Source organism: Pseudomonas sp. A214 (assembly GCF_900156295.1).
Taxonomy (GTDB): Bacteria; Pseudomonadota; Gammaproteobacteria; order Pseudomonadales; family Pseudomonadaceae; genus Aquipseudomonas; species Aquipseudomonas rhizophila.
Window position 1 is genome coordinate 1,351,744 of record NZ_LT707062.1, and the last position, 26,734, is coordinate 1,378,477.

A 26,734-nucleotide genomic window follows, 5' to 3' on the forward strand; every position below is an offset into this window, starting at 1 on the left:
CACCCACGCCCACAATCGTCGCGCCCGTCCTACAACTCAATACTCATTCCGTCGTAAGCCACTTCAATCTTTCGACGTACAAGCTCGGCCCGCTCGGGCGAGTCTTCGTCGAGGATCGGGTTGGTATTGTTGATATGAATAAGGACCTTGCGCGGCTCGGGCAGTTGCTCCAGCACTTCGATCATCCCGCCAGGCCCGTTCTGTGCCAGATGGCCCATCTCGCGGCCAGTGCGGCTGCCGACGCCACGACGCTGCATTTCATCGTCGTCCCACATCGTCCCGTCCACCAACAGGCAATCGCTGCCGGCCATGATCTCCAGCAAAGGCTCGTCGACTTTGCCCAGGCCAGGGGCGTAAAACAGCTTGCCGCCGGTGCGCAGGTCTTCGACGATCAGGCCGATGTTGTCGCCTGGGTGCGGATCGAAACGGTGCGGTGAATAGGGCGGCGCGGCGCTGCGCAGCGGCAGGGGAGTGAAGCGCAGGTTCGGGCAGGCCGGGATGGTGAACGGCTGGTCGAGTTCGATGCGGTTCCAGCTCAGCCCGCCGTTCCAGTGGGTCAGCATGTTGAACAGCGGAAAACCGGTGCTCAGGTCTTCATGGACCATGTCGGTGCACCAGACTTGATGCGGGCAGCCTTCGCGCAGGCTGAGCAGGCCGGTGGTGTGGTCGATCTGGCTGTCCATCAGAATGATGGCGCCGATACCGGTGTCCCGCAGTGCCCGACCCGGTTGCATCGGGGCGAATCCTTGGAGCTGGGCGCGAATGTCCGGGGAGGCATTGCACAGCACCCAGTTCACGCCATCATCGGAAATCGCGATGGACGACTGAGTGCGTGCCTGGGCTCGCAGGCTGCCGTTGCGAAAACCTGCGCAATTGGCGCAGTTGCAATTCCACTGGGGGAAACCGCCGCCGGCGGCGGAACCTAGAATCTGGACAAACATGGCCGCTCCATCTGCAAACCGAAATAAAAAACGCCCCGGCTGACCGAGGCGTTGTGCTGCGCGTTCAACCGCCTGCAGCAATCAACGGCTGGCGAAGTACATGGTGACTTCGAAACCGATACGCAGGTCGATATATGCGGGTTTGGACCAAGACATGGAAATACTCCTTTAGGTGGGATGCTGTCATCAGGATGGGTCGGTTGAGACCTATACATATAGTCCACCTCCGAAGGGAGATGTTCAGATGCTTAGGCGGCTATGTTACTAAATCTGACATATTCGTTGGCTGCAATTCTCCAAGAAAGCTCATTGCACAGACTGTAATGATCACGGCACCGCGTGCCAGGGCTCTCCAGGGCAGGCTCCATTGGTCAGGCAGTAGCGTGCACTTTCGGCGCTAGTCAGATGCCCCACGGCGTCCATCAGCTGTTCTCGATTCACACGCATGATGGCGTCGGACAATTGCTCTAGATAATCCGACGGATGGCCAGCGAGTTTGCGCTGCCAGAGCAGTTCGGCCGCTTGGGCGCAGGGTAGGGCGGCGCTCTGGAACTGGGCGGCGAGGGCCTGCTGCTGACTGGCCAGCGTCGAATCGTCGAGCTGCTGGAGACGGTCCGGCAGGCCGCTCAGGAACTGGTCGATATGGGCGATCAACTGGGCCGCCGAGGCGCTGGGTGATTGGACACCGAACAACAAACCGGTCTGCCCATCGATCTGCTTCACACCGCTGAACACTGCGTAACCCAACTGCAACTCGACCCGCAGGCGCTGGTAAAACGGTGTTTGACACAGCTGTGCCAGCAACCGCCATGCGGCTTCGTCGTGCAGGGCTCGGGTAGGCGTGGGACAAAACAACAACACGGCCTGTTCGTCGCCGTGGGTCTGAAGGGTGTGCCAGATCGGCTGCCGGCAAGGGGAGGTCGGTTGGGCTTGCTGGCCGGCAATGCCGGGCACCCGGGCCAGCACCGGGCCCATTGCTCCCTGGGTGGCGGCCGAGAGACCGATGGCCAGTGCGTCCCAATGCGCCGTCGTCCACACGCTGTTGTCGCGATCGGGCAGCGCCAAGGCTGACGATGAGGAGTTTTGCTGGCAATGAATCGGCAGCTCCTTCAACAGGTGTCGAATCGGTATCAGTGCAGGTTCGCTCTTCGCTGGCGCCGGCGGCAGTGGTTGTCCCAGCTTCGTCAGGATGTGCTCGAGCACCAAGGGCATCGGTGCCTGCAGGCCAACCAGCTTCAGCAGCCATTGGTCGGCGCAGGGCTCAAAGGTGACTTCCACGCCGGCCTGCTGCGCATCTTCACGCAGATCCTGCAGGTGCCGATCAAGCCTGGCCGAGAGGTCGAGCGGGGGCAGCGTCGCCAGGCGCCAGCGCAGATACACCGCGCCTTGCGAGGTGTTGTCCGCCAGCCCTTGGCTGAACTGCATGGGGGAACGTTCCCGCCGGCCCCGGGAGCGGTCCTGGGCGAAGGTGCGCAGACCGCGATGGGCGCTGGTCTGGCCGCGTATCAACCCGGTACGGGGTGGTTCGCTTGCCGTTTGCAGGAACGGGTTGGGCGCGGGCAGTTGCCATTGCCCGGTGACGTGCTCCGCCGGGTGCAATTGCTTGAGAATTTCCCTGAGCCGCGACAGATCGTTTTCCGACAGTTGAACATCACGTTCTTCATTGTCCCAACGGGCCAGTTGCAACGCCGTCGCGGTCTCCTGCCGACGTTGCAGGCGGGCGCTGAACTCATCGCGCAAGGGCGCCCAGTCGTCCTGGGCGGCGAAAAATCCCAACCAATCGTGCAGCAATGGCTGAATGTCGTTCAGTGCGTGATCGTTGTCGAGTTTGAACTCGATGTGCAACAGCGCCTGCTCGGCAAACTCGTACAGCGCCGATGCCTTGAGGCTGTCAGCCAGACCGCGTTGACGCAAGGTGGCGAGCAGGCCCCCCGGTTTGCTGTTATTCAGCCATGTGCAGAGAAAATCCATGGTTTGCGGCGAGGCGACGGGCAAACCTTCGAAGGCGTACAGCAGATCGAGACGTCCTGGGCTGACCTGTTGATAACCGGACTGGTGCGATGCCATCAGCTCTGGCGCCGGCTGTCGGGTGACCGCTTCACCCGCAGGCACATCGCCGCTGAACTGCTCGGCCAGTGCCTTCATGGCTTCGATGCTTTGCGGGCCCGCCAGACTCAGCGTCATTTGGCCGCTCTGGTAGAACCTTCGATAAAAGTCTTGCAGTGCCATTTGGAACTCGGCCCGCTGCACCGCGAGGCTGTCGCGATTACCCGCATGGAAACCTCGCAGTGGATGAGCTGCGGACAGTCCTTCGTGCAGGGCCACTTGTCGCTGGGCCGTGGGGTCCTGAGACCAGGCGATGAATTCCGCGTGCAGCACTTCTCGCTCGCGCAATTGGACAGTTTCATCCAGGCGCGGATGGGAGAGCATGTCCCCGAGTCGCTCCAGACCGCCGGCAAAGGCAGCCGGTGGTAATTCGAAGAAGAAATCGGTGGTGCGATCGCTGGTGCGGGCATTGACCTGGCCGCCATGCCGTTGCACGTAGGTCATCAGGTTCTGCTCTGTGGGAAACCGCTCAGTGCCGAGGAAGAAAAGATGTTCGAGCAAGTGCGCCAGTCCCGGCCAGGCGAGCGGCGCATCATGGCTGCCGACCGCCACTCGCAGCACCGCAGCGCTGCGCTTGAGGCCGGGGACATGGCGCAATGTCACTCGCAAGCCGTTGGCCAGGGTTTCAGTGTAGGGGCAGAAGGAATCGACGGCCGACATGAGCGTTTCCAGAACAGAGAAGCGCTCATGCTAGCGGATTAGGGAGCGTTCTCAATCAGTGTTTGTTCAAGTCGTCGTAAAGCTCAGGGCGGCGGTCATGCAGGTAGTTGTAGGCCGCACGGCAATCCTCCATCAGTTGCCGATCCAGGTCACCGACGATCAAGGCCTCGTCCAGCCCGGCCAGGGCAGGGCGGCTGCCATCCGGGGCGGCGATGCTGCTTTGCCCGCAGTACTGCAATTCACCTTCATGACCGCAATAGTTGGCGTAAGCCACAAAACACTGGTTCTCGATGGCTCGGGCGCGCACGGTGACATCGGCGATGAACTCATAGGGCTGCATGTTGGCGGTGGGCACCAGGATCAGTTCGGCGCCGGCCAGGGCCAGGCGCCGGGCGTTTTCCGGAAACTCCAGGTCATAGCAGATCAGAAAGCCGAGCTTCCAGCCGTTAAGCTCGACGATGGGCAGCTCGCTATCGCCAGCGCTGAACATCGCGTGGTCCAGATCGCCAAACAGGTGACTCTTTCGATAATTTGCCAGGCGTTCGCCGTGGGCGTCGATCAGTTGCACCGCGTTGTAAATCTGCCCATCTTCGCTGCGTTCCGGGTAGCCATAGGCGATCGCCAGACTGGCCGCCTTGGCGATGCGAGCGATCTGCTGCGCCCATTCGCCGTTGTAGACCTCGGCCAATACATTCACCGCGTCGACGCCAATGTTGTAGCCGGTCAGGAACATTTCCGGCAACACCAACACATCGGCGCCCCTGGCCTCCAGCGCCACCTGATGCAGGCGTTGCAGGTTGGCGGCCGGGTCCAGCGGCAGCGGTGAACATTGGTAAAGGGCTACACGCATCAAAAACTCCTTTTATTCGGGCAGGGCGATCGGACCGATTTCGTCGAACACGTCACCTGGCCCCGGGTTCTCGGGGTGAGTTTCACCGCCGAAGTGCTTCATGATTCCCCACACGGCATTGAGTGAGGTTTGTACCGCGCCCTCAACCCAGGCCGGTGTCCATGAGACGTCATCGCCGGCGATAAAGATCCCTCGCTGTTCGGCCGGCATGTCGTCCTGCATGAAATGGGCGTACATGCGCTGGTTGTAGCGATAGTGGCCGGGCAGAGCACCTTTGAATGCGCCGAGGAAATGCGGGTCGGCTTCCCAGGAGACGGTGATCGGATCGCCGATGATCCGTGCGGCGATGTCCACCTTGGGGTAAATCTTCTTCAAGGCGTCGAGCGCCAGCTTCACGCGTTTTTCCACCGGATGGGGGAGCATTTTCAGCGCATCGCTCATCCACGAGTACGACAGGCAAATGACCCCCGGCTTGTCATCGCCATTGTCGAACAGATAGGTGCCACGGGTGAGGCGGTCGGTGAGGGTCATGCTCATCAGGTCGCGGCCGGTTTCCGGATCCTTGTCCTTCCAGAAGGGCCGGTCGACCATCACGAAAGTCTTCGACGATTGCATGTAGCGGGTGCGGTCCAGGGCCATCCACATTTTTTGCGAGAACAGCGCCTCTTCGCATTCGATCTGAGTGGTCAGCAGCCAGCTTTGGCAGGTGACCAGCACCGCGGCATATTCGCGGGTGTTGTCCCACACGTCGGTCACGCTGAACCGGCCATCGTCGGCGCGTGCGATGCGCTTCACACCGCTGCGCGGGGCGCCCAGGTGCAAGGAGTTGAGGCTGGTACCTTCTGGCCAGTGCGCGCAGCGCTCCGGCACATGCTTCCAGATGCCATGGGGCACCTGCTCGACGCCACCGACCACCAGATGCTGATGATCGTCGCAATTGGTCATCACCACGCGGAAAATTTCCAGCATCGAATTGGGGAAGTCCGAGTCCCAGCCGCCGGTGCCGAAACCCACCTGGCCGAACACTTCACGGTGCTGGAACGAGAGTTTGGCAAACGCCTTGGACGTGGCGACGAAGTCGTAGAAAGTGCGGTCGTCCCACAGGGGGACCAGGGTGTTCCACAGTTCCTTGAGGCGTGGCACGTCGCGGTCGCGAATCGCCTGCTGGATATCGCCGAAGCGCGAACCGTCCTCCAGCGCATCCGCCCAGGCGTCGGCCACTTCCTGGAACAATGCTGGCAGGTCGGCCAACTTTTGTGCGTAGTAGGTCTGGCCTTCCAGATCGATGACCGTGCTGCCCGAGGCCGGGGTCAAAGGGTTGGGAAACGGTTTGGTCTCCAGGCCCAGTTTGTCGACGTAGTGATAGAACGCCGTGGACGACACCGGAAACCGCATCCCCCCCAGCTCGGCAATGACACCCTCGGCGCCGTTGAACGCTTGTGAGCGCAGGCGCCCACCCATTTTCGACGCTTCGTAGACCACCGGCTTGAGGCCCAGCTTCATCAACTCGTAGGCCGCCACCAGACCGGCGATCCCGGCACCGACAATCGCGACTTCTGCCCCGTGGTTGTGGGCGGGAATACTGCCCAGGCCGGCGGGATGCTCGATCCAGTCGTCAAAAGCGAAAGGAAAGTCCGGCCCGAAAATGGTGATGGGCTTCTTGCCGTCTGCTGGGTGGCGATTGTTCTTGTTCATGGCTGACCTTGATTGGGCGACTCGACGCGGCTTTCGCGTCTGAGTATAGGAAAGATGCCAGCCATTCTAGAGAGGGTGAAACACGTTAATAAGACGCAATGTGTCGTCGTTCTGGATTGTTATCAGTCATTTTGATGTGTGGGTTGGTCGTAGTGACGAGGCGGAATCTGCTGGGCATGGCCTTCTGGTGAAGGGCAGTGGGCGGTTCCCTCTAGACCGGCTGCCCTCGATCGATCTTGCTGCTGAGAATGATCGAAGTGGTGGTTTTCTCCACCCCATCCACACTGCCAATCTGATCCAGTAACTGATCCAGTTGCTCCGGTGAATCCGTGCGCAGCCAGGCCACATAGTCGAATTCGCCGCTGACCGCACACAGTTGCTGGACCTGGGCCATCGCACTCAAGCGCCGCAGCACGTCCTTGCCGGAGCGCGGTTGAACCTTGATGCCGACGTAAGCCTGTAACCCGCCGTCTATCACCCGCTGCCCCAGACGCACGCCGTACCCGGTGATGACCTTGGTTTTTTCCAGCCGCGCCAGCCGCGAAGTCACGGTGGTGCGGGCGATGCCCAATTGTCGGGCGAGCATGGCGACGCTTTCCCGGGCATTGATTTGCAGGGCGGCAATCAGTTGGCGGTCGATTTCGTCGAGGACGGGAGGGCGGGTGTCAGACAAGATGGGCTCCGGCGTGGATATCGGTGGCTGGCATGTTACAGGCTCGCATGCCTTTGCCACCTACTCCATTGGGATGCGCTCGGGAATGCCTGCCACCATGACGTTGGTCATGGTGGCAGTATCCGCAAATTTGACGATGCTGGCATCAGCCCGTTTCAGATGCGGCCACAGCCCAATCCAGGCTGCGACCGGGCCGGGATCATTTCCAGCGATTGGTATCCCATGCCTTGCGGTCGAGATCGAGGTCGGGGAAATTTTCCGGATCGAAGACCGGCCTTGCCACACCGGCTTTCAACTGCGCGCGGAAGTCGTTGATCACCCGTATCGCGGTAGGGAACAGCATCAAAATCGCAATCAGGTTCACCAGTGCCAGAATGCCCATCATCGGATCTGAGAAGAAGAACACCGAGGTGGCGTTCGGGGCCGCGGCGCCGAGGAAAATCAAGCCCAGGATAAACACGCGCAGCACCAGCAGGGCCGGTTTGGATTTGGTGATCGCCGCCAGTGCGTTCTCACCCAGATAGACGTTGTAGATGATGGACGAGAAGGCGAAGAGCAGGATCGCCAGAGTCAACGCGTAGCGCGACCACTCACCAAAATGGCTGGCCAGTGACTGTTGTGTCAGTACGACACCGTCGATACCTGTAGCACCGGCAACATAGACATCACCCAGCAGGATGATGAAAGCCGTGCACGAGCAAATCACGATCGTGTCGATGAAGACCGAGAACGATTGGGTGATGCCCTGGCTGACCGGGTGATGTACCAGCGCTGTGGCTGCAACGTTCGGTGCGGAACCAAGCCCGGCCTCGTTTGAGAACAGCCCGCGGCGCAAGCCTTGTGCAATCGCAGCCCCCATGCCACCGGCGATGGCTTCTTCATAGCCGAAGGCGCTAGAGACGATGCGTACGAAGAGCGCCGGAATTTCACCGATGTTCATCACGATGACGATCAGGGCAAGCGCCAGGTAACCCAGCGCCATGACGGGCACCACGACATCGGCCGCCTTGGCGATGCGCTTGATTCCACCAAAGATCACAAAACCGGTGACAAGCACCAGGAGTGCCCCGGTCACAAGGCGGCTGATCCCGAACGAATCCTGCATCGCGCCGGCCACAGTGTTGCCTTGGAAGGCATTGAAGCCAAGGCCGAAGGCTGCCAGCAGGCAGACTGCATAAACTATCGCCAGCCAGTTGTAGTTCGAGCCGAGGCCGTGCCGGATATAGTCGGCTGGGCCGCCACGGAAGGAGTGCTCCCCGTCGGTGCGCTTGTAGATCTGGGCAAGCGTACATTCGACGAGACTTGTCGCCATGCCGACGAGCGCGATGCACCACATCCAGAAAACCGCGCCGGGCCCACCGAGCGTGATCGCGACGGCTACACCGGCAATGTTTCCGCCGCCCACGCGGCCGCCCACGGATACGAGTAGCGCCTGTCGCGCGCTGAGGTTATTGGGGTCGCTGTTCTGGTTCTTCCCTGACAGCACGCGGAACATCCGGCCGAAGAATTCGAACTGGACGAAACCCGACATGATCGTGATGAACACTCCGAAGACCACGAGAATGGGTATGAGCGACCACCCCCACGTGAGGCTGTCGACATACCCAAACAGCGTTTGCAGGAATTCCATCTGTTTCTCCTATATTTCTTATTATCGGCGGAATCGCTCTCTTGAGCGTCCCGCGATCAGTTTATGCCTGGTTTTACATCCGATTTCGCGTCTTCGGACGTTTCGGTGCCGCCGATCGTTCCCGATCCGAAAACCCGCCATATGGCACCGTCGAGTCGTTCGAGGGCTAAACCGACCTTTATCGCTGGCAGTGGCCGGGCCCTGGCGGGCGCAACTGTACTACAGAGCGGTACTTTCGGCGCCCTGAGAGTTGTGCTTAATCAGCCTCAGGGGCTGCCCAATGTCTGTTCAGTTGAGTGCTACTGCCAGTTTGATCTTCTAAACGTCCGGTATAGGCGAAATTCACTATAGCTGGGCGGGTATACATCGCATGGATGACGTGCTTATTGCGCAGCGGTTGTTTATGAAGACCTTTGGCCAGTGCGCCCAGTCTCGCCGCTCAAAAACGCAAAAGCCGCGCAATGCGCGGCTTTCAAGATGGTGGGCCCACACGGACTCGAACCGTGGACCAAAGGATTATGAGTCCTCTGCTCTAACCAACTGAGCTATAGGCCCTCAGTAGGCCGCGGATTATAGCGACGGTTTCTCGGCTGTGCTATCCGAAAAATCCGATACGGTCATACGAAGAAACGTTGCGGCGAACTCTTCGGCGCACAGGGGCAGGCTGACGATGTAGCCCTGGATCTGTTCGCACCCTTCTTCAGCCAGGAATTGTTGTTGGGCCAGGGTCTCGACGCCTTCGGCGATGATGGTGAATTGCATACTGCGGCCCAGCGCGATGATTGCCCGCACGATGGCCACGTCGTGCGGGTCATCGGGCAGGCCACGGACGAAGGACTGGTCGATCTTGAGGAAGTCCAGTGGCAAACGCTTGAGATAGCTCAGGGAGGAGTAGCCGGTGCCGAAGTCGTCTATCGCCAGTTGCACACCGAGTTTTTTCAGCTGGTGCAGCACCGCGAGGGCTTCTTCGGCCTGGCTCATGATGAAGTTTTCGGTAATTTCCAGTTGCAACAAGCCGGGCTTGAGGTGGTGCTCACGCAGCAACTGTTCGATACGCCCCAGCAGGTTGGGTTGGCGCAATTGGGCTCCGGCAAGGTTGACCGACAGCGGGCCGAGGCTTTCGTAGGCGTCGTTCCATTCGGACAGTTGTCGACAGGCATGTTCCAGTACCCAGTCGCCAATCTGCAGGATCATGCCGTTTTCTTCGGCCAGCGGGATGAAATGCTCCGGCGGTACGTCGCCAAATGTGGGGTGGGTCCAGCGAATCAGCGCCTCGGCGCCCACCAGGCGATTGTCGGCAAGGCTGAATTTGGGTTGGAAGGACAACGATAATTCGTTGCGCTCGATGGCGCGTCGCAACTCGTGTTCCAGTGCCACCCGCTCACTGGCCTGGGCGGTGAGGTCGCGGGTGTAGCTTTCAACCCGGTTGCGGCCCTTGGCCTTGGAGCGGTACATCGCCGCGTCGGCATTCTTGACCAGCGTGGCGACGTCGCAGCCATCCTGTGGGTACAGGCTGGTGCCGATGCTGGCGCTGATGAAAAACTCATGTTCACCGGCCTGGAACGGTGCGGCAAAGCAATTCAACAGTTTTTGGGCAATGTGTTCGGCGTCGCTGGGTTGTTGCAGGCCTGGCAGCAGGATGATGAATTCGTCACCCCCCAGGCGCGCCACGGTATCGATATCGCGCAACTGCTCGCGCAGGCGCACGGCGATACCCTTGAGTAGCAGATCTCCCACCGGGTGTCCCAAGCTGTCATTGATGTGCTTGAAGCGGTCCAGGTCCAGGAACAGCACCGCACCCTGGCCGCCATCTTCCTGCTGGCTGTTGAGCGCCGTCAGTAATCGGCTTTCGAACAATGTGCGATTTGGCAGGCCGGTGAGCGGGTCGTGGTGCGCCTGGTAATCGAGTCGGGCCTGGGCGTGCTTGAGGCTGGAAATATCGGCAAAGACCGCAACGAAATGGGTGATTTCCCGATCCCGGTTACGCACCGCGCTGATGGTCAGCCAACTGGGATACAACTCGCCGTTTTTACGCCGGTTGGAAATCTCCCCCTGCCAGTGTCCCTCGGCGGTCAACTGGTGCCACATCGCGGCATAGAACGCACTGTCATGCAGGCCGGAAGCCAACAGCCGCGGCGTGTGACCCAAGGCTTCGGTTTCGCTATAGCCGGTGATCTCGCTGAAGGCGCGGTTCACCGCGCTGATGTGCTGTTGTGTATCGGTGATCAGCACGCCTTCGGCAGTGCTTTCGAACACGGTGGCTGCCTGTTGCAGTTTTTCCTGCATCAGGTGGCGTTCGGTGATGTCCCGGGCGATGGTCAGCATGCAGTCTTCGTTGCCGATGGGCAGAGGGCGGCTGGACACTTCGCAGAGCCTTATCTGCCCATCGTTACGGCGTATATGACATCTGAAGTCCCTGACATAACCGTCTCGTTGCAATTGGTCGAGCATCTGTTTGCGCTCATTGAGGTTGACCCAGATACCCAGGTCCAGGGTGGAACGGTCCACCGACAAGGCGCTATTGAAACCGGTAATACGGCTGAAGCCTTCGTTGACCTCAATCAGCAGGCCGTCGCTTTGCCGGGACAGTAGCAGGCCGTCGGGCGAGGCATGAAAGGCCTTGGCGAACTTCTCTTCGGAAGTCTGCAACTGCTGCTGTGTTTCCTTGAGCTGGCTGATATCACGCACTACCACGACCAGGGCTGGGGTGGTGTCGAGGTCGAAGGGTTCGGCCGAGATCAGCCCGGTGAACACCTGGCCATTGCTGCGACGGAAAGGCATCTCCAGATTGCGGATACTGCCGGCCTGTAATCGTTGCAGCAGGCCCGGGCCGACGTCCTGGATGCCCCAGATGTTCAGTTCGGTCGCGGTTTGGCCCACCACCTCTGCGGCGCTCAGGCCAATCTGCTCCTCGAAGGCTTTGTTGACCTCCAGCAGGCAACCGTCCATCAGGCGCGCTATCACCAGGATGTCCGGACATTGACGAAATACCGAGGCGAATTTTTGCTCGGAGAGGCGCAGGGCTTCCTCGGTGCGTTTGGCTTCGCTGATGTCGATCATCAGCCCGCGCATCACCGGTTCGTGGCCGTGTTCGATCAGGCTGACAATATCGCGCACCCACAGGCAGCGGCCGTCAGCAGTGATCACGCGGTAATCAATGCAATGGTCCCGGCCCGCCAGCACTTCATGCTCACAATAGCTCTGGGCGCGAATCAGGTCGGCAGGATGAATGATGTTGCGCCAGAACCCTGGAATCAGCCAGTGGGAGAGGGGATAACCGAGCAGATCTTCGGCGTGAGGCGACACGTAGCTGTAGGTGAAGTCACTGACCCTTGCCTCCCAGGCAATTGCTGAAAGGCTCTCCACCAGCCCGCGGTAGTGGTATTCGCTGCTGCGCAGTTCTTGTTCCAGATCGACTCGTCGCGCGATCTCTGAGCTGAGGCGGCGATTGATGCGAATCACCGCCGCAAGGACACCGCTCAAGAGGAGCAGCGCAGGCAAGCCGTAAACCAGCAGGTCTGACCAGAACCTTCGGTAATCTCGGACATTGCCGACCCATTTCTCCTGGATTTCGCTGATCTGGGCCGGGCTCATGTCCGCTATCACCTTGTCCAGGATACCCACCAGTATCCTGTTCTCCCGGGGGACGCCCATGGCCAGTTGATAGCGATAGGGTGTTTCTCCGCTGACATAGAGCCCGTCAAGCTTGAGTTGGCGCAGGCTCCAGACACTGGAAGCCAGGTCGCCCACCACCGCATCCACTTTATCTGTGGCCAAGGCTTGCAAGGCTGAGCTGACATTGGGCAGCGCCACCAGATTCAGGTCTGGATGGTGGTTGCGCAACAGTTCGTGGGGCGCATAGTTTTCCACCACGGCGATTTTCAGCCCGTACAAATCCTCAAGGTTATGAGGTTCTGCACCGCCATGATGGGCCAGGATGACGATGGGAAAGTCCAGATATGGGCGGGTGAAGGCCAGGTAGTTCTGACGTTCGGGCGTGGACATGATGCCGGGTAAAAGATCGATTTTGCCCTGTGCGACCTGCTCCAGCACCATCGTCCAGCTGACGGGCTCGATAGGCGTGAGCGTGACAGCCAGCCGCTCGCGGATAACATCCACGTAGTCGGCGGCCAGGCCCTGATACCGCCCCTGATCGTCGCGAAATTCGAACGGTGGCCAGGAGGCGTCGACACCCAGGCGCAGGTCGGGGTGGTCCTTGAGCCAGCGGCGCTCTTCGTCGGTGAGCGTCAGCGCGCCAGCCGTTGCGGTCCAGCTCATCAATGACAGCAAAATCACGGCCGTCAGTCTGGGCATCACGGTCTCGTCATGGCTTGGGGAGGATGTTTCGAGTGTAGACGGGCAATAGGGCGGGGGGGCGTAGCGGGGGGATTTTATCTGCACATAACAAAACCCCCGGCAGGGCCGGGGGTTTTTAACATCACTCGTCGAGGAAGGAGCGCAGGTGCTCGCTTCGCGTCGGGTGGCGCAATTTGCGCAAGGCCTTGGCCTCGATCTGACGAATCCGCTCGCGGGTTACGTCAAACTGCTTACCGACTTCCTCAAGGGTGTGGTCGGTATTCATGTCGATGCCGAAACGCATGCGCAGTACCTTGGCTTCACGGGCAGTGAGGCCGGAGAGCACTTCGCGAGTCGCTTCCTTGAGGCTCTCAACGGTGGCGACATCGATCGGCGACTGCATGGTGGAGTCTTCGATGAAGTCACCCAGATGGGAGTCTTCGTCATCACCGATCGGGGTTTCCATGGAGATCGGCTCTTTGGCGATCTTCAATACCTTGCGGATTTTGTCCTCAGGCATTTCCATGCGTTCGCCCAGCTCTTCCGGAGTCGGTTCACGACCCATCTCCTGCAACATCTGCCGGGAAATGCGGTTGAGCTTGTTGATGGTCTCGATCATGTGCACCGGAATACGGATGGTGCGGGCCTGGTCGGCGATCGAGCGAGTGATCGCCTGACGGATCCACCAGGTGGCATAAGTCGAGAACTTGTAGCCGCGACGGTATTCGAACTTGTCCACCGCTTTCATCAGGCCGATGTTGCCTTCCTGGATCAGATCGAGGAATTGCAGGCCGCGGTTGGTGTACTTCTTGGCGATGGAGATCACCAGACGCAAGTTCGCTTCGACCATCTCTTTCTTCGCGCGGCGGGCCTTGGCCTCACCGATCGACATGCGACGGTTGATGTCCTTGATCTCGGCGACGGTCAGGCCGGTTTCGGCCTCCAGCGCGGTCAGCTTCTGCTGGCAACGAATGATGTCCGGTTGCAGGCGGGCAATGGCTTCAGCGTATTTGCTTTTGCCTTTGGCCAGTGCATCGGTCCAGCTTTCGTCGACTTCGTGGCCAGGGAACTGACGCAGGAAATCAGCACGTGGCATGCGGGCATCACGCACGCACAGTTGCATGATCGCGCGCTCTTGCTGACGCAGACGATCCAGGGCGCCGCGGACACGCTCGACCAGGCCTTCGAATTGCTTTGGCACCAGTTTGATCGGCATGAACAGCTCGGCCAGTGCCAACAGCTCGGCAATTGCCTGCTTGTTGTTGCGGCCATGCTTCTTCAGCGCCTTGCGGGTGATTTCCATCTGGTCGGCCACAGCGCCGAAACGCTGGGCAGCGATGACCGGATCCGGACCGCTTTCGGCTTCTTCTTCGTCGTCGCTGGCTTCGGCGTCGTCGTCATCGGTGTCGTCGTCGGCCTTGGCGGCTTTCGCGTCGATCGGCGGCGGCACTTCGGCTGCAGGCGGCGCGATACCGTCGTCCGGGTCGATGTAACCGCTCAGGACGTCGGACAGGCGGCCACCTTCGGTGGTTACGCGGGTGTACTCGGAGAGAATATGGTCAACCGTGCCAGGGAAGTGCGCGATTGCGCCCATCACTTCGCGGATGCCTTCTTCAATGCGCTTGGCGATTTCGATTTCGCCTTCACGCGTGAGGAGCTCTACCGTACCCATTTCACGCATGTACATGCGCACGGGATCGGTGGTGCGACCAATGTCGGTCTCGACCGCTGCCAACGCTGCGGCCGCTTCTTCAGCGGCCGCCTCGTCGGTATCGGCGTCGGCCAGCATAAGGGCATCCTTATCTGGAGCAACCTCGAATACGTTGATCCCCATGTCGTTGATCATGCGGATGATGTCTTCCACCTGTTCCGGATCTGAAATATCCTCCGGCAGGTGGTCGTTGACCTCCGCGTAAGTCAGGTAGCCCTGCTCACGACCCAATAGGATCAACTCTTTGATACGAGACTGCTGTTGCGCTTTTCCGGACATAACACCCTATCCACTGAAGGTCTTGGCGGGCAAAAAACAAGCCGAGGATTATACCTGAGCTGTGACCTCACGCGCCAGTTGAGGTCGGGTTTGATGCGCAAACATTGCGGCTGAGTAAATCGCGCAATTGGTTTTTCTCTTCGCTGGTCAACTCGCTCTGGCGAGCTTTTCGCAGAAGTTGTTCCAGATTTCGCTCGCGTTGGCGGGCGGACAAGCTAGTAATGGTGTCGAAAAACTGTTGTTCAAGGTTGTCTCCATCAATCAACCATTCCTTCTCGGCCAGGGCCTTCAACAGGCGCCCTTGTTCGGTGCCGTGCCACCGGGCGATCAACTGGAAAGAGTTAAGTTTGGGGTTCTTCTGCACGGCTTCAAGGAGTGCGATCAGCAATTGCGTATTGCTGTGGTCCTCGGCGGCGAAGTGCCCAGCGTCCTCGACCTTTTCAGCCAGTTGCGGGTGGTGCAGCAAAGTCCGCAGGGCGGCCAGTGTTGGTGGTTCGACGGCGGCCGGCACGCGCGGGGCACGTGGCTGGTCGCGATCGCCGCGCTTACCGTTCTTGTCCCAGGGTTTTTTGTCCCATTTCTTGCCGCCGCTGCCCGGTTTCTTGGGTGTCCATTCCTGCGCAGGTGCGTAGTCCTGCTGAGGTTGATGATAGTCGGCGAAATCCGGCATCGCGTCGTAATCAATGCCTGGGTCGTAAGCCGGCGGTGCTTCCTGGGGGGCGCTGTGGACCAACTGATTGACCGCTTCGCTGTTCAGGCCGGTGATTTCGGTCAGACGCTGGCGCATCAGTGTGCGCAAGTTGGCGCCGGGTACCTTGTCGATCAGCGGTGCCGCGAGGGTGGCCATATGAGCCTTGCCTTCGAGGGAGCGTGGATCGGCTTCTTCGGTCAACTGCTGGAAAAAATAATCGGCCAGCGGTTGCGCGTGCTGGTTGATCCGCGCACGGAAAGCATCGGTGCCTTCGGAGCGCACCAGGGTATCCGGGTCCTCGCCCTCGGGTAAAAACAGAAAGCGCGCTCGCCGCCCATCCTGCAGGCATGGCAATGTCGCTTCCAGTGCTCGCCAGGCGGCATTGCGGCCGGCCTGATCGCCGTCGAAGCAGAACAGCACGCTGGGCACGACGCGAAACAGGCGCTTCATGTGCTCTTCGCTGGTGGCGGTGCCCAGGGTCGCAACGGCATTGCGCAAACCTTGCTGGGCCAGGGCGATCACGTCCATGTAACCTTCGACGACGATGATTTCGTCGAGGTTGCGGTTGTTCTTGCGCGCTTCGTACAGCCCGTAGAGTTCCTGTCCTTTATGGAATACCGGGGTCTCCGGGGAGTTCAGATACTTGGGTTTGTCGTCGCCCAGGACCCTGCCGCCAAACGCGATGATCCGTCCGCGCGTGTCACGGATCGGGAACATTACCCGGTCGCGGAAGCGATCATAGCGCTTGCCGGTTTCGGCATTCTCGATCAGCAGGCCGGCGTCGATCATCGCGCGCTGCTGCAAGGTGTCGCTGCTTAAGTGCTTGTACAGATTGTCCCAGCCGGGTGGGGCAAAGCCGAGGCCGAAATCCCGGGCGATTTCCCCGGTCAGGCCGCGGCCCTTGAGATAATCCACGGCTGCCTTGCGGGCAGGATGGCTTTTGAGGGCCTGGCGATAAAAATCGGCCGCCGCAGTCAGCAATGGGTAGAGCGGCGAGTCGGTGGGTTGGCGCGGTTTGTGCGCTCGGCCACTTTCCTCGCGGGGAATTTCCATGCCGGCGGCTTTGGCCAGTTCTTCGACAGCCTGGGGGAAGTCCAGGTTGTCGTGGTCCATGATGAAGCCGAGGGCATTGCCGCCAGCGCCACAGCCGAAACAGTAGTAAAACTGTTTGTCGGGGCTGACGCTGAAGGACGGGGTCTTTTCCTTGTGGAACGGGCAGCAGGCCGTGTAATTCTTGCCGGCTTTTTTCATTTGCAGGCGAGAGCTGACCACATCGACGATGTCGGTGCGGTTCAGGAGGTCGTCAATAAAGCTCTGGGGAATCAGCCCGGCCATGGCGTTCTCATCATCACTGCGCGAAATATGGACCCGAAATCAGCAGGCGTAACCGACTCTTGGTCTTGAGGCACGGTAAAACGGTGGCTCGACCGGGTCGTCTGCATCATCGCTGTCGGGAAGTGTATCTGCCGATAGTCCACTGACGTTAATCACTAATCAGTATTCGACTGTTTGAATATGTTGCGCTGAGTCCGGTAACGGCCGTTCAGGCCACGGATCATCAGGCGGGCACGCAAGCAGGTGCCTTGGGCTGATCGTCGTTAGAGGAATCAGGGTGTGCTCGTCAGTAGCCTTGGAAGGCTCGTCAGAAGAGACGTGCACCGCTGGCAAAAGAGCCAGGTCTGACGTGGTAAAGCAGGTTGTCTCGGTCGCATGTGCGACTTTGACAGTGAAGCATCAAGCGTTTTCCGCAAATGCCATAAGCCCGGCTTGAGGGCCGGGCTTGGCAGAAGCTTGCTACGGACGTCTGTGTATTAGTACAGACGTACGGCGCGGCGCTGTTCGCGCTGAACTTTCTTGGCGTGACGCTTAACAGCGGCTGCTGCTTTGCGCTTACGCTCGGAAGTCGGCTTCTCGTAGAATTCGCGGCTACGAACTTCAGCCAGAACACCGGCTTTTTCGCAGGAGCGCTTGAAACGACGCAGAGCTACGTCGAAGGGTTCGTTCTCTTTTACTTTGACGGCTGGCATCCAGAGCTACCTTCATTCATTACCGGGGTCAACATCCTCGCGGCAAAAGAGCACTTGAAGACGTCGGTTTTTAAGGGTTGCGGATGTTAACCCCTCATCGCTCGGAATGCAAAGCCTCTGATCGAAAACCGCTGGTCGGGGCACAACGCGACGACTATTATGCGCGCCTTCGAATTCAGCCTCTACAAGGCGCAAACCCATGCTAGTACTGGGATTAGAAACCTCCTGCGACGAAACCGGTGTCGCATTATACGACAGTGAACGCGGCCTGTTGGCCGATGCGCTGTTCAGCCAGATCGACCTGCACCGCGCCTATGGCGGCGTGGTGCCCGAGCTTGCGTCCCGCGATCACGTCAAGCGCATGCTGCCCTTGATTCGCCAGGTCCTGGCCGAGGCCGGCTGTGTGCCGACCGAGATCGACGCCATTGCCTACACCGCCGGGCCGGGCCTGGTGGGCGCGCTGCTGGTGGGTGCTTCCTGTGCCCAGGCGCTCGCCTTCGCCTGGGGTATCCCGGCCTTGGGTGTGCATCACATGGAAGGTCATTTGCTGGCGCCGATGCTGGAGCCGCAACCGCCGGAGTTTCCGTTCGTCGCTTTGTTGGTCTCTGGCGGTCATACCCAGTTGGTTCGGGTCGATGGCATCGGCCAATACGAACTGTTGGGGGAAACCCTGGACGACGCTGCCGGTGAAGCCTTCGACAAGACCGCGAAGATGATGGGCCTCAATTACCCGGGCGGACCGGAAATCGCACGGTTGGCGGCCCACGGAGTGGAAGGGCGTTTCGTCTTCCCGCGGCCGATGTGTGACCGCCCCGGCCTGGATTTCAGCTTCAGCGGCCTGAAAACCTTCGCCCTGAACACCTGGCAGCAATGCGTCAGCGCCGGAGACGACGGCGAGCAAGCCCGTTGCGACATCTCGCTGGCGTTCCAGCAGGCGGTGGTGGAGACTTTGACCATCAAGTGCAAGCGCGCCCTGAAACAGGCCGGACTCAAGCGTCTGGTGATCGCTGGCGGAGTCAGTGCGAACAAGGCTTTGCGCGTGTCACTAGAGAACATGCTTGGCAGCATGAACGGCGACGTTTACTACGCCAGGCCGGAGTTCTGCACAGATAACGGGGCGATGATTGCCTTCGCCGGATGCCAGCGTTTGCAAGCCGGCCAGCACGAAAGCCTGGCAATCAGCGTGCAGGCGCGCTGGCCCATGGAGCAGTTGTCACCGCTGTAGGGCGTATGGATTAAAAATGCCGTTCGCGCCCGGCAAACAGGTCGCGTAGATTGCCCCGGTGGCGCCAGACGATCAGTGCAACGAGTGCCGTCACCGGCAGCAAGGCCGCCGGCTCCTGCCAGGCCAGCAATGGCAGAATCAGTGGTGTGGCGATCAGGGCGGCCAGGGAGCTGGTGCGGGTCAGGTAGAACGTCAGCAGCCAGGCAGCGACGGCCAGCAGGGCGGCGGGGGGATACAGACCCAGCAGCATGCCGGCGGCGGTGGCGACGCCCTTGCCGCCGCGAAAGCGAAAGTACAACGGGAACAAGTGACCGAGGACGGCGCAGACACCGATCCAGGCCTGTTGCTGCAACGAAAGTCCTGCAAGATTGGCGAGCAGAACCGGGACAAGGCCTTTGCAGAGGTCGCCAAGCAAGGTCAGGATGGCAAGTTTGCGTCCGGCCAGGCGCAGCATGTTGGTGGCGCCGGCATTGCCCGAGCCACTCATTCGCGGATCCGGGCGACCGGTCAGGCGGCTGAGCAAAATGGCGAAGGACAGCGAGCCAAGCAGGTAGGCGAAAGTCGCCAGTAACCAAAACATGCTAACTATTCCGGGCGAGGACGCCCTGATTCTAACGGCGCATTGCGCCCTTGTCGTGCTGCGGAGAAGAGTGCTTGGACAGAGTGTTTATCGAAGGCCTGGAAGTCGACACGGTCATTGGTGCCTACGACTGGGAGCGCGGCATCCGCCAGTGTCTGCGGCTGGATCTGAGTTTCGCCTGGGATAACCGTCCGGCCGCCACCGGCGATGACCTGACCCTGGCGCTCGATTACGCCAGCGTATCGTCGCGCATCCAGGCATTTGCCGAGCATGCCCAGTTCCAATTGGTCGAGACCTTTGCCGAACGACTGGCCCAGGCGCTGATGGACGAGTTCAAGATTACCTGGCTGCGTCTGAAAGTGACCAAGCCCGGCGCTGTGCCGGCCGCCAGTGGCGTGGGCGTGGAGATCGAGCGCGGATGTCGCTGACTCAGGTTTTTCTCGGGCTCGGCAGCAATATCGAGCGCGAAGCCCACTTGTGCGCAGGTCTTGAAGCCCTTGCCGGTTTCCTGGTGGACATACGCTGTTCGGCGGTGTTCGAGAGCCAGCCGGTGGGGATCAAGAGCGGGCCTTTTTTCAATTTCGTCGTAGCTGCCTACACGGATCTGCCGCTGATGGAGCTGGACCGTCGCCTCAAGTTCATCGAAGCAGACAACGGTCGTTATGCGCCGGACCGTAAAGGGCTGCCGCTGGATATCGACGTGTTGTTGTATGGCGAGCAGGTCGGCAATTTCGACGGCTTGATCCTGCCCCGCGCCGAAATTCTCAAGAACGCCTTTGTCCTGTGGCCATTGTCGTTGATTGCACCCGATCGGATACATCCTGGCGTAGGCAAAAGCTTCGCGACTTTGTGGGATGAGTCGCAGATTGACCAGGTGTTGGCTCCGGTGGCTTTTGAATGGCGGGGTGTACCGCTCACGCCTTTGGAGCTGCTGTCAGGCCTCTGACGTCATCGCGAGCAGGCTCGCTCCCACATTGCGCCTGAGCGGCCCGCGATGCCTGTGGGAGCGAGCCTGCTCGCGATGGCCGAGATGCAAGCCGACACAAAGCTTTCTCAGCTCGCCGCGTCTTTATACGCTTTCAATGCCCGAAGACGCTCACGCTTGATCGCCTCGCCCAATTCAGGTCCCTTGAAGCCTTTTTCCAGCAAGGGCTGCACCGCTACTCCGCGTGCGGCCGCTGCCGCTCCACGCAGGTAATCCGCCTGTGGATAACTTCGACTCTCCAGGCCCTTGCGGCCGCGCGCATCCATCTCGCACGCGGCGATGAACTCCTCGAAGCGCTGAGGGCGGCGATACACGTCAAAACTCTGCAACAGCTCAAGCAAAGTGGATGCCTTCAGCTCAAGCGCACGATGGCCGTGGGTATGGTATTGACCGACCAATAAAGCCAACTCCTGACAGTCGCGCGGCGCCTTGAAACGTTCATTGACCGCCTTGATCAGCTTCAGGCCCGTGTGTTCATGGGCGATATGCCGGGGCCATTCGTGCGCGGGCGTCAGGCCTTTGCCCAAGTCATGCAGCAGGCACGCCCAACGAACTGTCAGGGGCTGTTCATGCAGCGCGGCCTGCTCCAGCACGCTCAGGGTGTGGACGCCGGTGTCGATTTCAGGGTGATGGGCCTCGGGTTGCGGCACGCCGAACAGTGCATCCACCTCGGGCATCAAGACTTTGAGGGCTGTGCAATCGCGCAGGACCTGGATAAACACCTGCGGTTGTTTTTCCATGAGAGCGCGGGAAATTTCTTTCCAGCTGCGTTCGGCGGTCAAGGCTTGCAGTTCGCCCGAGTCGCTGAGCTGGCGCATCAGTTCCAGGGTTTCGTCCGCCACTTTGAAACCGAGCGGAGCATAGCGCGCGGCAAAGCGGGCAACCCGCAGGACCCTGAGTGGATCTTCGGCGAACGCGGGGGAAACATGACGTAGCAGGCGGGCTTTGAGATCGCGTTGGCCGTGATACGGGTCGGTAAGATTGCCATGGTCATCTTCGGCCATGGCGTTGATCGTCAGGTCCCTGCGGATCAGGTCTTCTTCGAGGGTCACTTCAGGGCTGGCATGGAACACGAAGCCGCCATAACCGCGGCCACTTTTGCGTTCTGTGCGGGCGAGGGCGTATTCCTCCCCGGTCTTGGGATCAAGGAATACCGGAAAGTCAGCTCCCACCGGGCGAAAGCCCTTGGCGAGCATATCCTCGGCCGTAGCCCCCACCACGACCCGATCAATGTCGGTGACAGGAATGCCCAGCAGGCGATCGCGAACGGCGCCGCCGACTTTATAGATCTGCATAAAAAACCTCCGTTGGTCTGACAGGATAACCTTTGCGCCAGGCCTTCGGAGGTGAAAACGGGTTCAAAGATGAATGACAGCCAAGTCCAACCGGCCATAATCTCCTTCGGTTTGCTCGGTTCTGGGGGGCACGTGATGGGTTTTCATCACCTGCTCGCCTTGCAGGGTTTCGAGATGGATGTCGAAACCCCAGAGGCGGTGCAGGTGCTTGAGGACTTCATCGGTTGAGTCGCCCAACGGTTTGCGATCATGCGCCTGATGGCGCAGCGTCAGCGAGCGATCGCCCCGGCGATCGATGCTGTAGATCTGAACGTTGGGTTCGCGGTTGCCCAGGTTGTATTGCGCCGCCAGTGTCTCGCGGATGACGCGATAACCGCTTTCATCGTGGATGGCAGGCACCAGCAGGTCATCTTTCTGGTCATCATCGAGGATGCTGAACAGTTTCAGGTCGCGGATGACCTTGGGCGAGAGGTACTGGAGGATGAAGCTCTCGTCCTTGAAGCTGCTCATGGCGAATTTGATAGCGGACAACCAGTCCGAGCCGGCGATGTCCGGGAACCAGCGCCGATCCTCCTCTGTGGGGTTTTCACACATGCGCCGGATATCGCGGTACATGGCAAAGCCCAGTGCATAAGGGTTGATGCCGCTGTAATACGGGCTGTCGAAACCGGGCTGGAACACCACGCTGGTGTGGGACGTGAGGAACTCCATCATAAAACCGTCGGTGACCAGGCCTTCGTCGTACAGGTCGTTCATGAGCGTGTAATGCCAGAACGTGGCCCAGCCTTCGTTCATGACCTGGGTCTGGCGTTGCGGATAAAAATATTGAGCGATCTTGCGCACGATGCGCACGATCTCCCTCTGCCACGGCTCCAGCAGCGGAGCGTGTTTTTCAATGAAATAGAGGATGTTTTCCTGAGGCTCGGCAGGGAAGCGCGCGTTGTCTTTCTCGCTGTACTTGTCGGCCCCTTTGGGAATGGTGCGCCACAGATCGTTGATCTGCTTTTGCAGATGTTCTTCGCGATCCTTTTGACGCCGGCGTTCTTCTTCGGCGGAAATCGGATACGGTCGTTTGTAGCGGTCCACGCCGTAGTTCATCAGCGCGTGGCAGGAGTCCAGCAGGTCTTCCACGGCATCGATGCCGTGACGCTCCTCGCATTGCATGATGTATTGCTTGGCAAATACCAGGTAATCGATGATCGAGCTGGCATCGGTCCAGGTGCGAAACAGGTAATTACCCTTGAAGAAGCTGTTGTGGCCGTAGCACGCATGGGCGACCACCAAGGCCTGCATGCAGATGGTGTTTTCTTCCATCAGGTAGGCGATGCAAGGGTCGGAGTTGATCACGATCTCATAGGCCAGCCCCATCTGGCCGCGGCTGTAAGACTTCTCTGTACTGAGGAAGTGCTTGCCGTAGGACCAGTGGTGATAGCCCAAAGGCATGCCGACCGACGCGTAGGCGTCCATCATCTGCTCGGCGGTGATCACCTCGATCTGGTTCGGGTAAGTGTCCAGGGCATAACGGTCCGCGATACGGCTGATTTCCCGGTCGTAGGCCTGGATCAGCTCGAACGTCCATTCGGAGCCGGTGGAGATGGGTTGACGCTTCTGCTCTTTTTTGGCGGTCATGTCACTAACCTGCGCTGGAAGAGTTCACGGAAGACCGGGTAGATGTCCCCGGCCGAGACCAGTTGCTGCTGGGCAAATGTGTCGGAAAACGCTTCGGCAATGCGTTCATATTCGTACCACAAGGCCTGATGTTCCCGTGGAGTAATTTCCACATAGGTGTAGTACTGGACGAACGGCATGATCTGGTTGATCAGGATGTCGCGGCAAATGGGTGAATCATCGTTCCAGTTGTCGCCGTCGGACGCCTGGGCGGCGTAGATGTTCCATTCATTGGCCGGATAGCGTTCGGCCATGATTTCCTGCATCAGCTTCAGGGCACTGGAAACGATCGTGCCGCCGGTTTCCCGGGAATAGAAGAACTCCTCTTCGTCGACTTCCCTGGCGCTGGTGTGGTGGCGGATGAACACCACATCGATCTTGTCGTAGTTCCGTTTGAGGAACAGGTACAACAGGATGAAGAAACGCTTGGCAATATCCTTGGTGGCCTGGGTCATGGACCCCGACACGTCCATCAGGCAGAACATCACGGCCTTGGAGCTGGGGTTGGGTTGTTTCACCAGCAGGTTGTACTTGAGGTCGAAGGTATCGAGAAATGGCACACGGTGAATCCGCGCGCTAAGTTTTTCGATCTCCGCTTCCAGCTCCTGAATATCGCCAAAATTGTCGGGTTCTTCGCGCTTGAGGCGGGCGAGCTCCTCCTTTGTCTCGCGCAACTTTGCCCGGCTGCTGCCAGACAGCGCGATGCGCCGGGCATGGGCCGAGCGAAGCGTACGGATAATGTTGATACGCGAAGGATTGCCTTCATTGCTGATGCCGGCGCGCACCGTCTTGAACGTATCGGTGCCGGTCAGGTTGCGCTTGACCAGATTCGGCAGCTCGAGGTCCTCGAACATGAACTCCAGGAATTCCTCCTGGGTAATCTGGAACACGAATTCGTCCATGCCCTCGCCGGAGTTACCGGCCTTGCCCGGACCTCTCCCGCCACCTCCGCCTTGCGGACGCGGAATGTGTTCGCCGCTAGTGAATTCCTTGTTGCCGGGGTGCACGACAGTCTGTTTGCCGCCACGCCCGTGGTGAAGCACCGGCTCGTCGATGTCGCGTCCGGGGATGCTGATCTGCTCGCCATGTTCCATGTCGGTAATGGAACGGCGACTGACCGCCTCTTCGACGGCCTTCTTGATATGGTCGCGGTAACGCCGCAGAAACCGCTGGCGGTTCACCGTGCTTTTGTTCTTGCCATTAAGGCGTCGGTCGATCACATAGCTCATAGGTGGCCCTCTGGGCAGCTTCAAGTTCTCAGCTTCAAGCTGCAAGCCGCAAGCGCAGGGACGGTGAGCGCCCCTGCAGCTCAAGGCTTGAAGCTTGCCGCTGCTTCACTGCCTCACTGCGATTTCCGGACCCGCAGGTACCACTCGGAGAGCAGTCGTACCTGTTTGTCGGTGTAGCCACGTTCGACCATGCGTGTGACGAAGTCGTTGTGTTTTTGCTGGTCCTCCTTGCTGGCCTTGGCGTTGAAACTGATGACTGGCAGCAGGTCTTCGGTGTTGGAGAACATTTTCTTCTCGATGACCACCCGCAGCTTCTCGTAGCTGAGCCAGGTCGGGTTCTTGCCGTTGTTGTTGGCCCGGGCCCGCAAGACGAAGTTGACGATTTCGTTGCGGAAATCCTTGGGGTTGCTGATCCCGGCCGGTTTCTCGATTTTTTCCAGTTCCTCGTTCAGCGCCACGCGGTTGAGGATTTCGCCGGTTTCCGGATCGCGGTATTCCTGATCCTGGATCCAGAAGTCCGCGTAAAGCACGTAGCGATCGAAGATGTTCTGCCCATATTCGCTGTAGGACTCCAGGTACGCGGTCTGGATTTCCTTGCCGATGAACTCGATATAACGCGGAGCCAGATACTCCTTCAGGAAACGCAGGTAACGCTCGCGGGTTTCCGCCTGGAATTGTTCCTGCTCGATCTGCTGTTCCAGCACATACAGCAGGTGAACCGGGTTGGCTGCGATCTCGTGTGGATCGAAGTTGAAGACCTTGGACAGAATCTTGAAGGCAAACCGTGTGGACAGACCATTCATCCCTTCATCGACTCCCGCGTTGTCGCGGTATTCCTGGATCGACTTGGCCTTCGGATCAGTGTCCTTGAGGTTCTCACCGTCATAGACGCGCATCTTCGAATAGATGTTGGAGTTTTCCGGCTCCTTCAGGCGCGACAGCACCGTGAACTGGGCAAGCATCTTCAGTGTGTCGGGGGCGCAGTGGGCCTTAGACAACGAGCTGTTGAACAGCAGCTTGTCGTAGATCTTGACCTCATCGGTGACTCGCAGGCAGTAGGGCACCTTGACGATGTAGATCCGGTCGATGAAGGCTTCGTTGTTCTTGTTGTTGCGGAAGGTGTGCCATTCCGATTCGTTGGAGTGCGCCAGCAGGATGCCGCTGAACGGAATCGCCCCGAGGCCTTCAGTGCTGTTGTAGTTGCCTTCCTGGGTTGCGGTCAGCAGGGGGTGCAGCACTTTGATGGGCGCCTTGAACATTTCGACGAATTCCATCAGGCCTTGGTTGGCCCGGCACAGCGCACCCGAATAGCTGTAGGCGTCGGCGTCGTTTTGAGGAAACTCTTCCAGCTTGCGGATATCGACCTTGCCCACGAGGGCCGAAATGTCCTGGTTGTTTTCATCCCCCGGTTCGGTCTTGGCCACCGCGATCTGGTTGAGGATCGAAGGGTAGAGCTTGACCACCCGGAACTGGCTGATGTCACCGCCGAACTCGGCCAGGCGCTTGGTGGCCCATGGCGACATGATGGTATTGAGGTAGCGGCGCGGAATACCGAAGTCTTCCTCCAGAATCGCGCCATCTTCGGTAGCGTTGAACAGCCCCAGGGGGGATTCGAACACGGGAGAACCCTTGATGGCGTAGAAGGGCACCTTTTCGATCAGTTCCTTGAGCTTCTCGGCCAGGGACGATTTACCGCCGCCGACGGGACCAAGCAGGTACAGGATCTGTTTCTTTTCTTCCAGACCCTGAGCTGCGTGGCGGAAATAGGACACGATCTGGTCGATGCACTCTTCCATGCCATGGAAGTCCTGGAAGGTCGGATAGCGGCGAATCACCTTGTTGGAAAAGATCCGCGAAAGCCTCGAATTGGCCGAGGTATCCAGCAGTTCCGGTTCTCCGATTGCCAGCAACAGGCGTTCCGCAGCCGATGCGTAGGCGCTGCGGTCCTGCTTGCAGAGATCGAGGTATTCCTGCAGCGAGTATTCCTCCTGCCGCGTGGACTCGAAACGTTGCTGGAAGTGGCTAAAAATACTCATGACGTCACCTCGCTCGATACGTGGAGCCGGTGTCGGATCAATCAGTCGATGCTGGTCGGCCGCTGGGAACCCAGCTGCCGTTTACCCCCCCAGAATGCTTTCAGAAATGCCGTCTCCTGAAAGCTGTCTCCCGATGAACCCGCGCGCCGGTGTACCG

19 protein-coding genes and 1 tRNA gene are annotated in these 26,734 nt (G+C 59.6%); 3 read left to right on the forward strand and 17 right to left on the reverse strand.

All coding sequences use genetic code 11. From position 1 onward, the window contains the following. Window positions 1-29: 29 nt before the first annotated feature. The 12 genes from pqqB to rpsU form a co-directional block, all read right to left on the reverse strand. Window positions 30-941 carry a pyrroloquinoline quinone biosynthesis protein PqqB gene (gene pqqB, locus BW979_RS06090; protein WP_076383425.1) on the reverse strand — a complete coding sequence of 304 codons (912 nt, stop codon included), beginning with the start codon at window positions 939-941 and terminating at the stop codon, window positions 30-32. Between the two features lie 81 nt (window positions 942-1,022). Next, window positions 1,023-1,097, reverse strand: a complete 75-nt coding sequence (gene pqqA / locus BW979_RS06095; protein WP_003177660.1) for a pyrroloquinoline quinone precursor peptide PqqA — start codon at window positions 1,095-1,097, stop codon at window positions 1,023-1,025. A 171-nt stretch (window positions 1,098-1,268) separates the two neighbouring features. After that, complete coding sequence (pqqF, locus tag BW979_RS06100; protein WP_076383426.1) at window positions 1,269-3,707, reverse strand: pyrroloquinoline quinone biosynthesis protein PqqF; 2,439 nt, start codon at window positions 3,705-3,707, stop codon at window positions 1,269-1,271. 55 nt (window positions 3,708-3,762) lie between these two features. Further along, entirely contained in the window at window positions 3,763-4,557 is a 795-nt protein-coding gene (locus BW979_RS06105) for a carbon-nitrogen hydrolase family protein (protein WP_047228102.1), read from the reverse strand. A 12-nt stretch (window positions 4,558-4,569) separates the two neighbouring features. Next, the gene (locus BW979_RS06110) at window positions 4,570-6,252 is read right to left on the reverse strand and encodes a flavin monoamine oxidase family protein (RefSeq protein WP_076383427.1); all 1,683 of its coding nucleotides are present in this window, start codon (window positions 6,250-6,252) and stop codon (window positions 4,570-4,572) included. Window positions 6,253-6,463: 211 nt separating this feature from the next. Then, entirely contained in the window at window positions 6,464-6,925 is a 462-nt protein-coding gene (locus BW979_RS06115; protein ID WP_024779396.1) for an Lrp/AsnC family transcriptional regulator, read from the reverse strand. A 199-nt stretch (window positions 6,926-7,124) separates the two neighbouring features. After that, on the reverse strand, window positions 7,125-8,555 hold the full coding sequence (locus tag BW979_RS06120; protein WP_047228100.1) for an alanine/glycine:cation symporter family protein: 1,431 nt from the start codon (window positions 8,553-8,555) through the stop codon (window positions 7,125-7,127). 478 nt (window positions 8,556-9,033) lie between these two features. After that, window positions 9,034-9,110, reverse strand: a tRNA-Ile gene (locus BW979_RS06125). A gap of 15 nt (window positions 9,111-9,125) precedes the next feature. Next, a complete protein-coding gene (locus BW979_RS06130) occupies window positions 9,126-12,869 on the reverse strand; it encodes a bifunctional diguanylate cyclase/phosphodiesterase (protein WP_047228084.1) in 3,744 nt (1,247 codons plus the stop codon). A gap of 124 nt (window positions 12,870-12,993) precedes the next feature. Continuing rightward, the gene (gene rpoD, locus BW979_RS06135; RefSeq protein ID WP_047228083.1) at window positions 12,994-14,841 is read right to left on the reverse strand and encodes an RNA polymerase sigma factor RpoD; all 1,848 of its coding nucleotides are present in this window, start codon (window positions 14,839-14,841) and stop codon (window positions 12,994-12,996) included. A gap of 67 nt (window positions 14,842-14,908) precedes the next feature. Continuing rightward, window positions 14,909-16,867, reverse strand: coding sequence for a DNA primase (gene dnaG / locus BW979_RS06140; RefSeq protein ID WP_047228082.1), 1,959 nt, complete (start codon window positions 16,865-16,867; stop codon window positions 14,909-14,911). A gap of 476 nt (window positions 16,868-17,343) precedes the next feature. Then, window positions 17,344-17,559 carry a 30S ribosomal protein S21 gene (gene rpsU, locus BW979_RS06145; protein WP_002551877.1) on the reverse strand — a complete coding sequence of 72 codons (216 nt, stop codon included), beginning with the start codon at window positions 17,557-17,559 and terminating at the stop codon, window positions 17,344-17,346. Window positions 17,560-17,758: 199 nt separating this feature from the next. Between rpsU and tsaD the strand changes: the two genes are divergently transcribed. Beyond that, a complete protein-coding gene (gene tsaD, locus BW979_RS06150) occupies window positions 17,759-18,784 on the forward strand; it encodes a tRNA (adenosine(37)-N6)-threonylcarbamoyltransferase complex transferase subunit TsaD (RefSeq protein WP_047228081.1) in 1,026 nt (341 codons plus the stop codon). 10 nt (window positions 18,785-18,794) lie between these two features. On the opposite strand, the gene plsY is transcribed toward tsaD, so the two are convergent. After that, entirely contained in the window at window positions 18,795-19,364 is a 570-nt protein-coding gene (gene plsY, locus BW979_RS06155) for a glycerol-3-phosphate 1-O-acyltransferase PlsY (RefSeq protein WP_047228080.1), read from the reverse strand. Between the two features lie 74 nt (window positions 19,365-19,438). Between plsY and folB the strand changes: the two genes are divergently transcribed. Then, entirely contained in the window at window positions 19,439-19,792 is a 354-nt protein-coding gene (folB, locus tag BW979_RS06160) for a dihydroneopterin aldolase (RefSeq protein ID WP_076383428.1), read from the forward strand. Continuing rightward, on the forward strand, window positions 19,783-20,310 hold the full coding sequence (gene folK, locus BW979_RS06165; protein ID WP_047228079.1) for a 2-amino-4-hydroxy-6-hydroxymethyldihydropteridine diphosphokinase: 528 nt from the start codon (window positions 19,783-19,785) through the stop codon (window positions 20,308-20,310). The genes folB and folK overlap by 10 nt, the downstream gene beginning before the upstream one ends. A gap of 107 nt (window positions 20,311-20,417) precedes the next feature. Here the strand turns inward: folK and BW979_RS06170 are convergent, their stop codons facing one another. The 4 genes from BW979_RS06170 to BW979_RS06185 all read right to left on the reverse strand — a co-directional run bounded on the left by BW979_RS06170 (window position 20,418) and on the right by BW979_RS06185 (window position 26,577). Next, complete coding sequence (locus BW979_RS06170; RefSeq protein ID WP_047228078.1) at window positions 20,418-21,644, reverse strand: multifunctional CCA addition/repair protein; 1,227 nt, start codon at window positions 21,642-21,644, stop codon at window positions 20,418-20,420. A gap of 63 nt (window positions 21,645-21,707) precedes the next feature. Continuing rightward, window positions 21,708-23,273 carry a SpoVR family protein gene (locus BW979_RS06175; protein WP_047228077.1) on the reverse strand — a complete coding sequence of 522 codons (1,566 nt, stop codon included), beginning with the start codon at window positions 23,271-23,273 and terminating at the stop codon, window positions 21,708-21,710. Beyond that, window positions 23,270-24,541, reverse strand: coding sequence for a YeaH/YhbH family protein (locus BW979_RS06180; protein WP_047228076.1), 1,272 nt, complete (start codon window positions 24,539-24,541; stop codon window positions 23,270-23,272). The genes BW979_RS06175 and BW979_RS06180 overlap by 4 nt, the downstream gene beginning before the upstream one ends. 113 nt (window positions 24,542-24,654) lie before the next feature. Then, window positions 24,655-26,577: a PrkA family serine protein kinase gene (locus tag BW979_RS06185; protein WP_047228075.1), complete on the reverse strand. Its 1,923-nt coding sequence runs from the start codon at window positions 26,575-26,577 to the stop codon at window positions 24,655-24,657. Window positions 26,578-26,734: the final 157 nt, after the last annotated feature.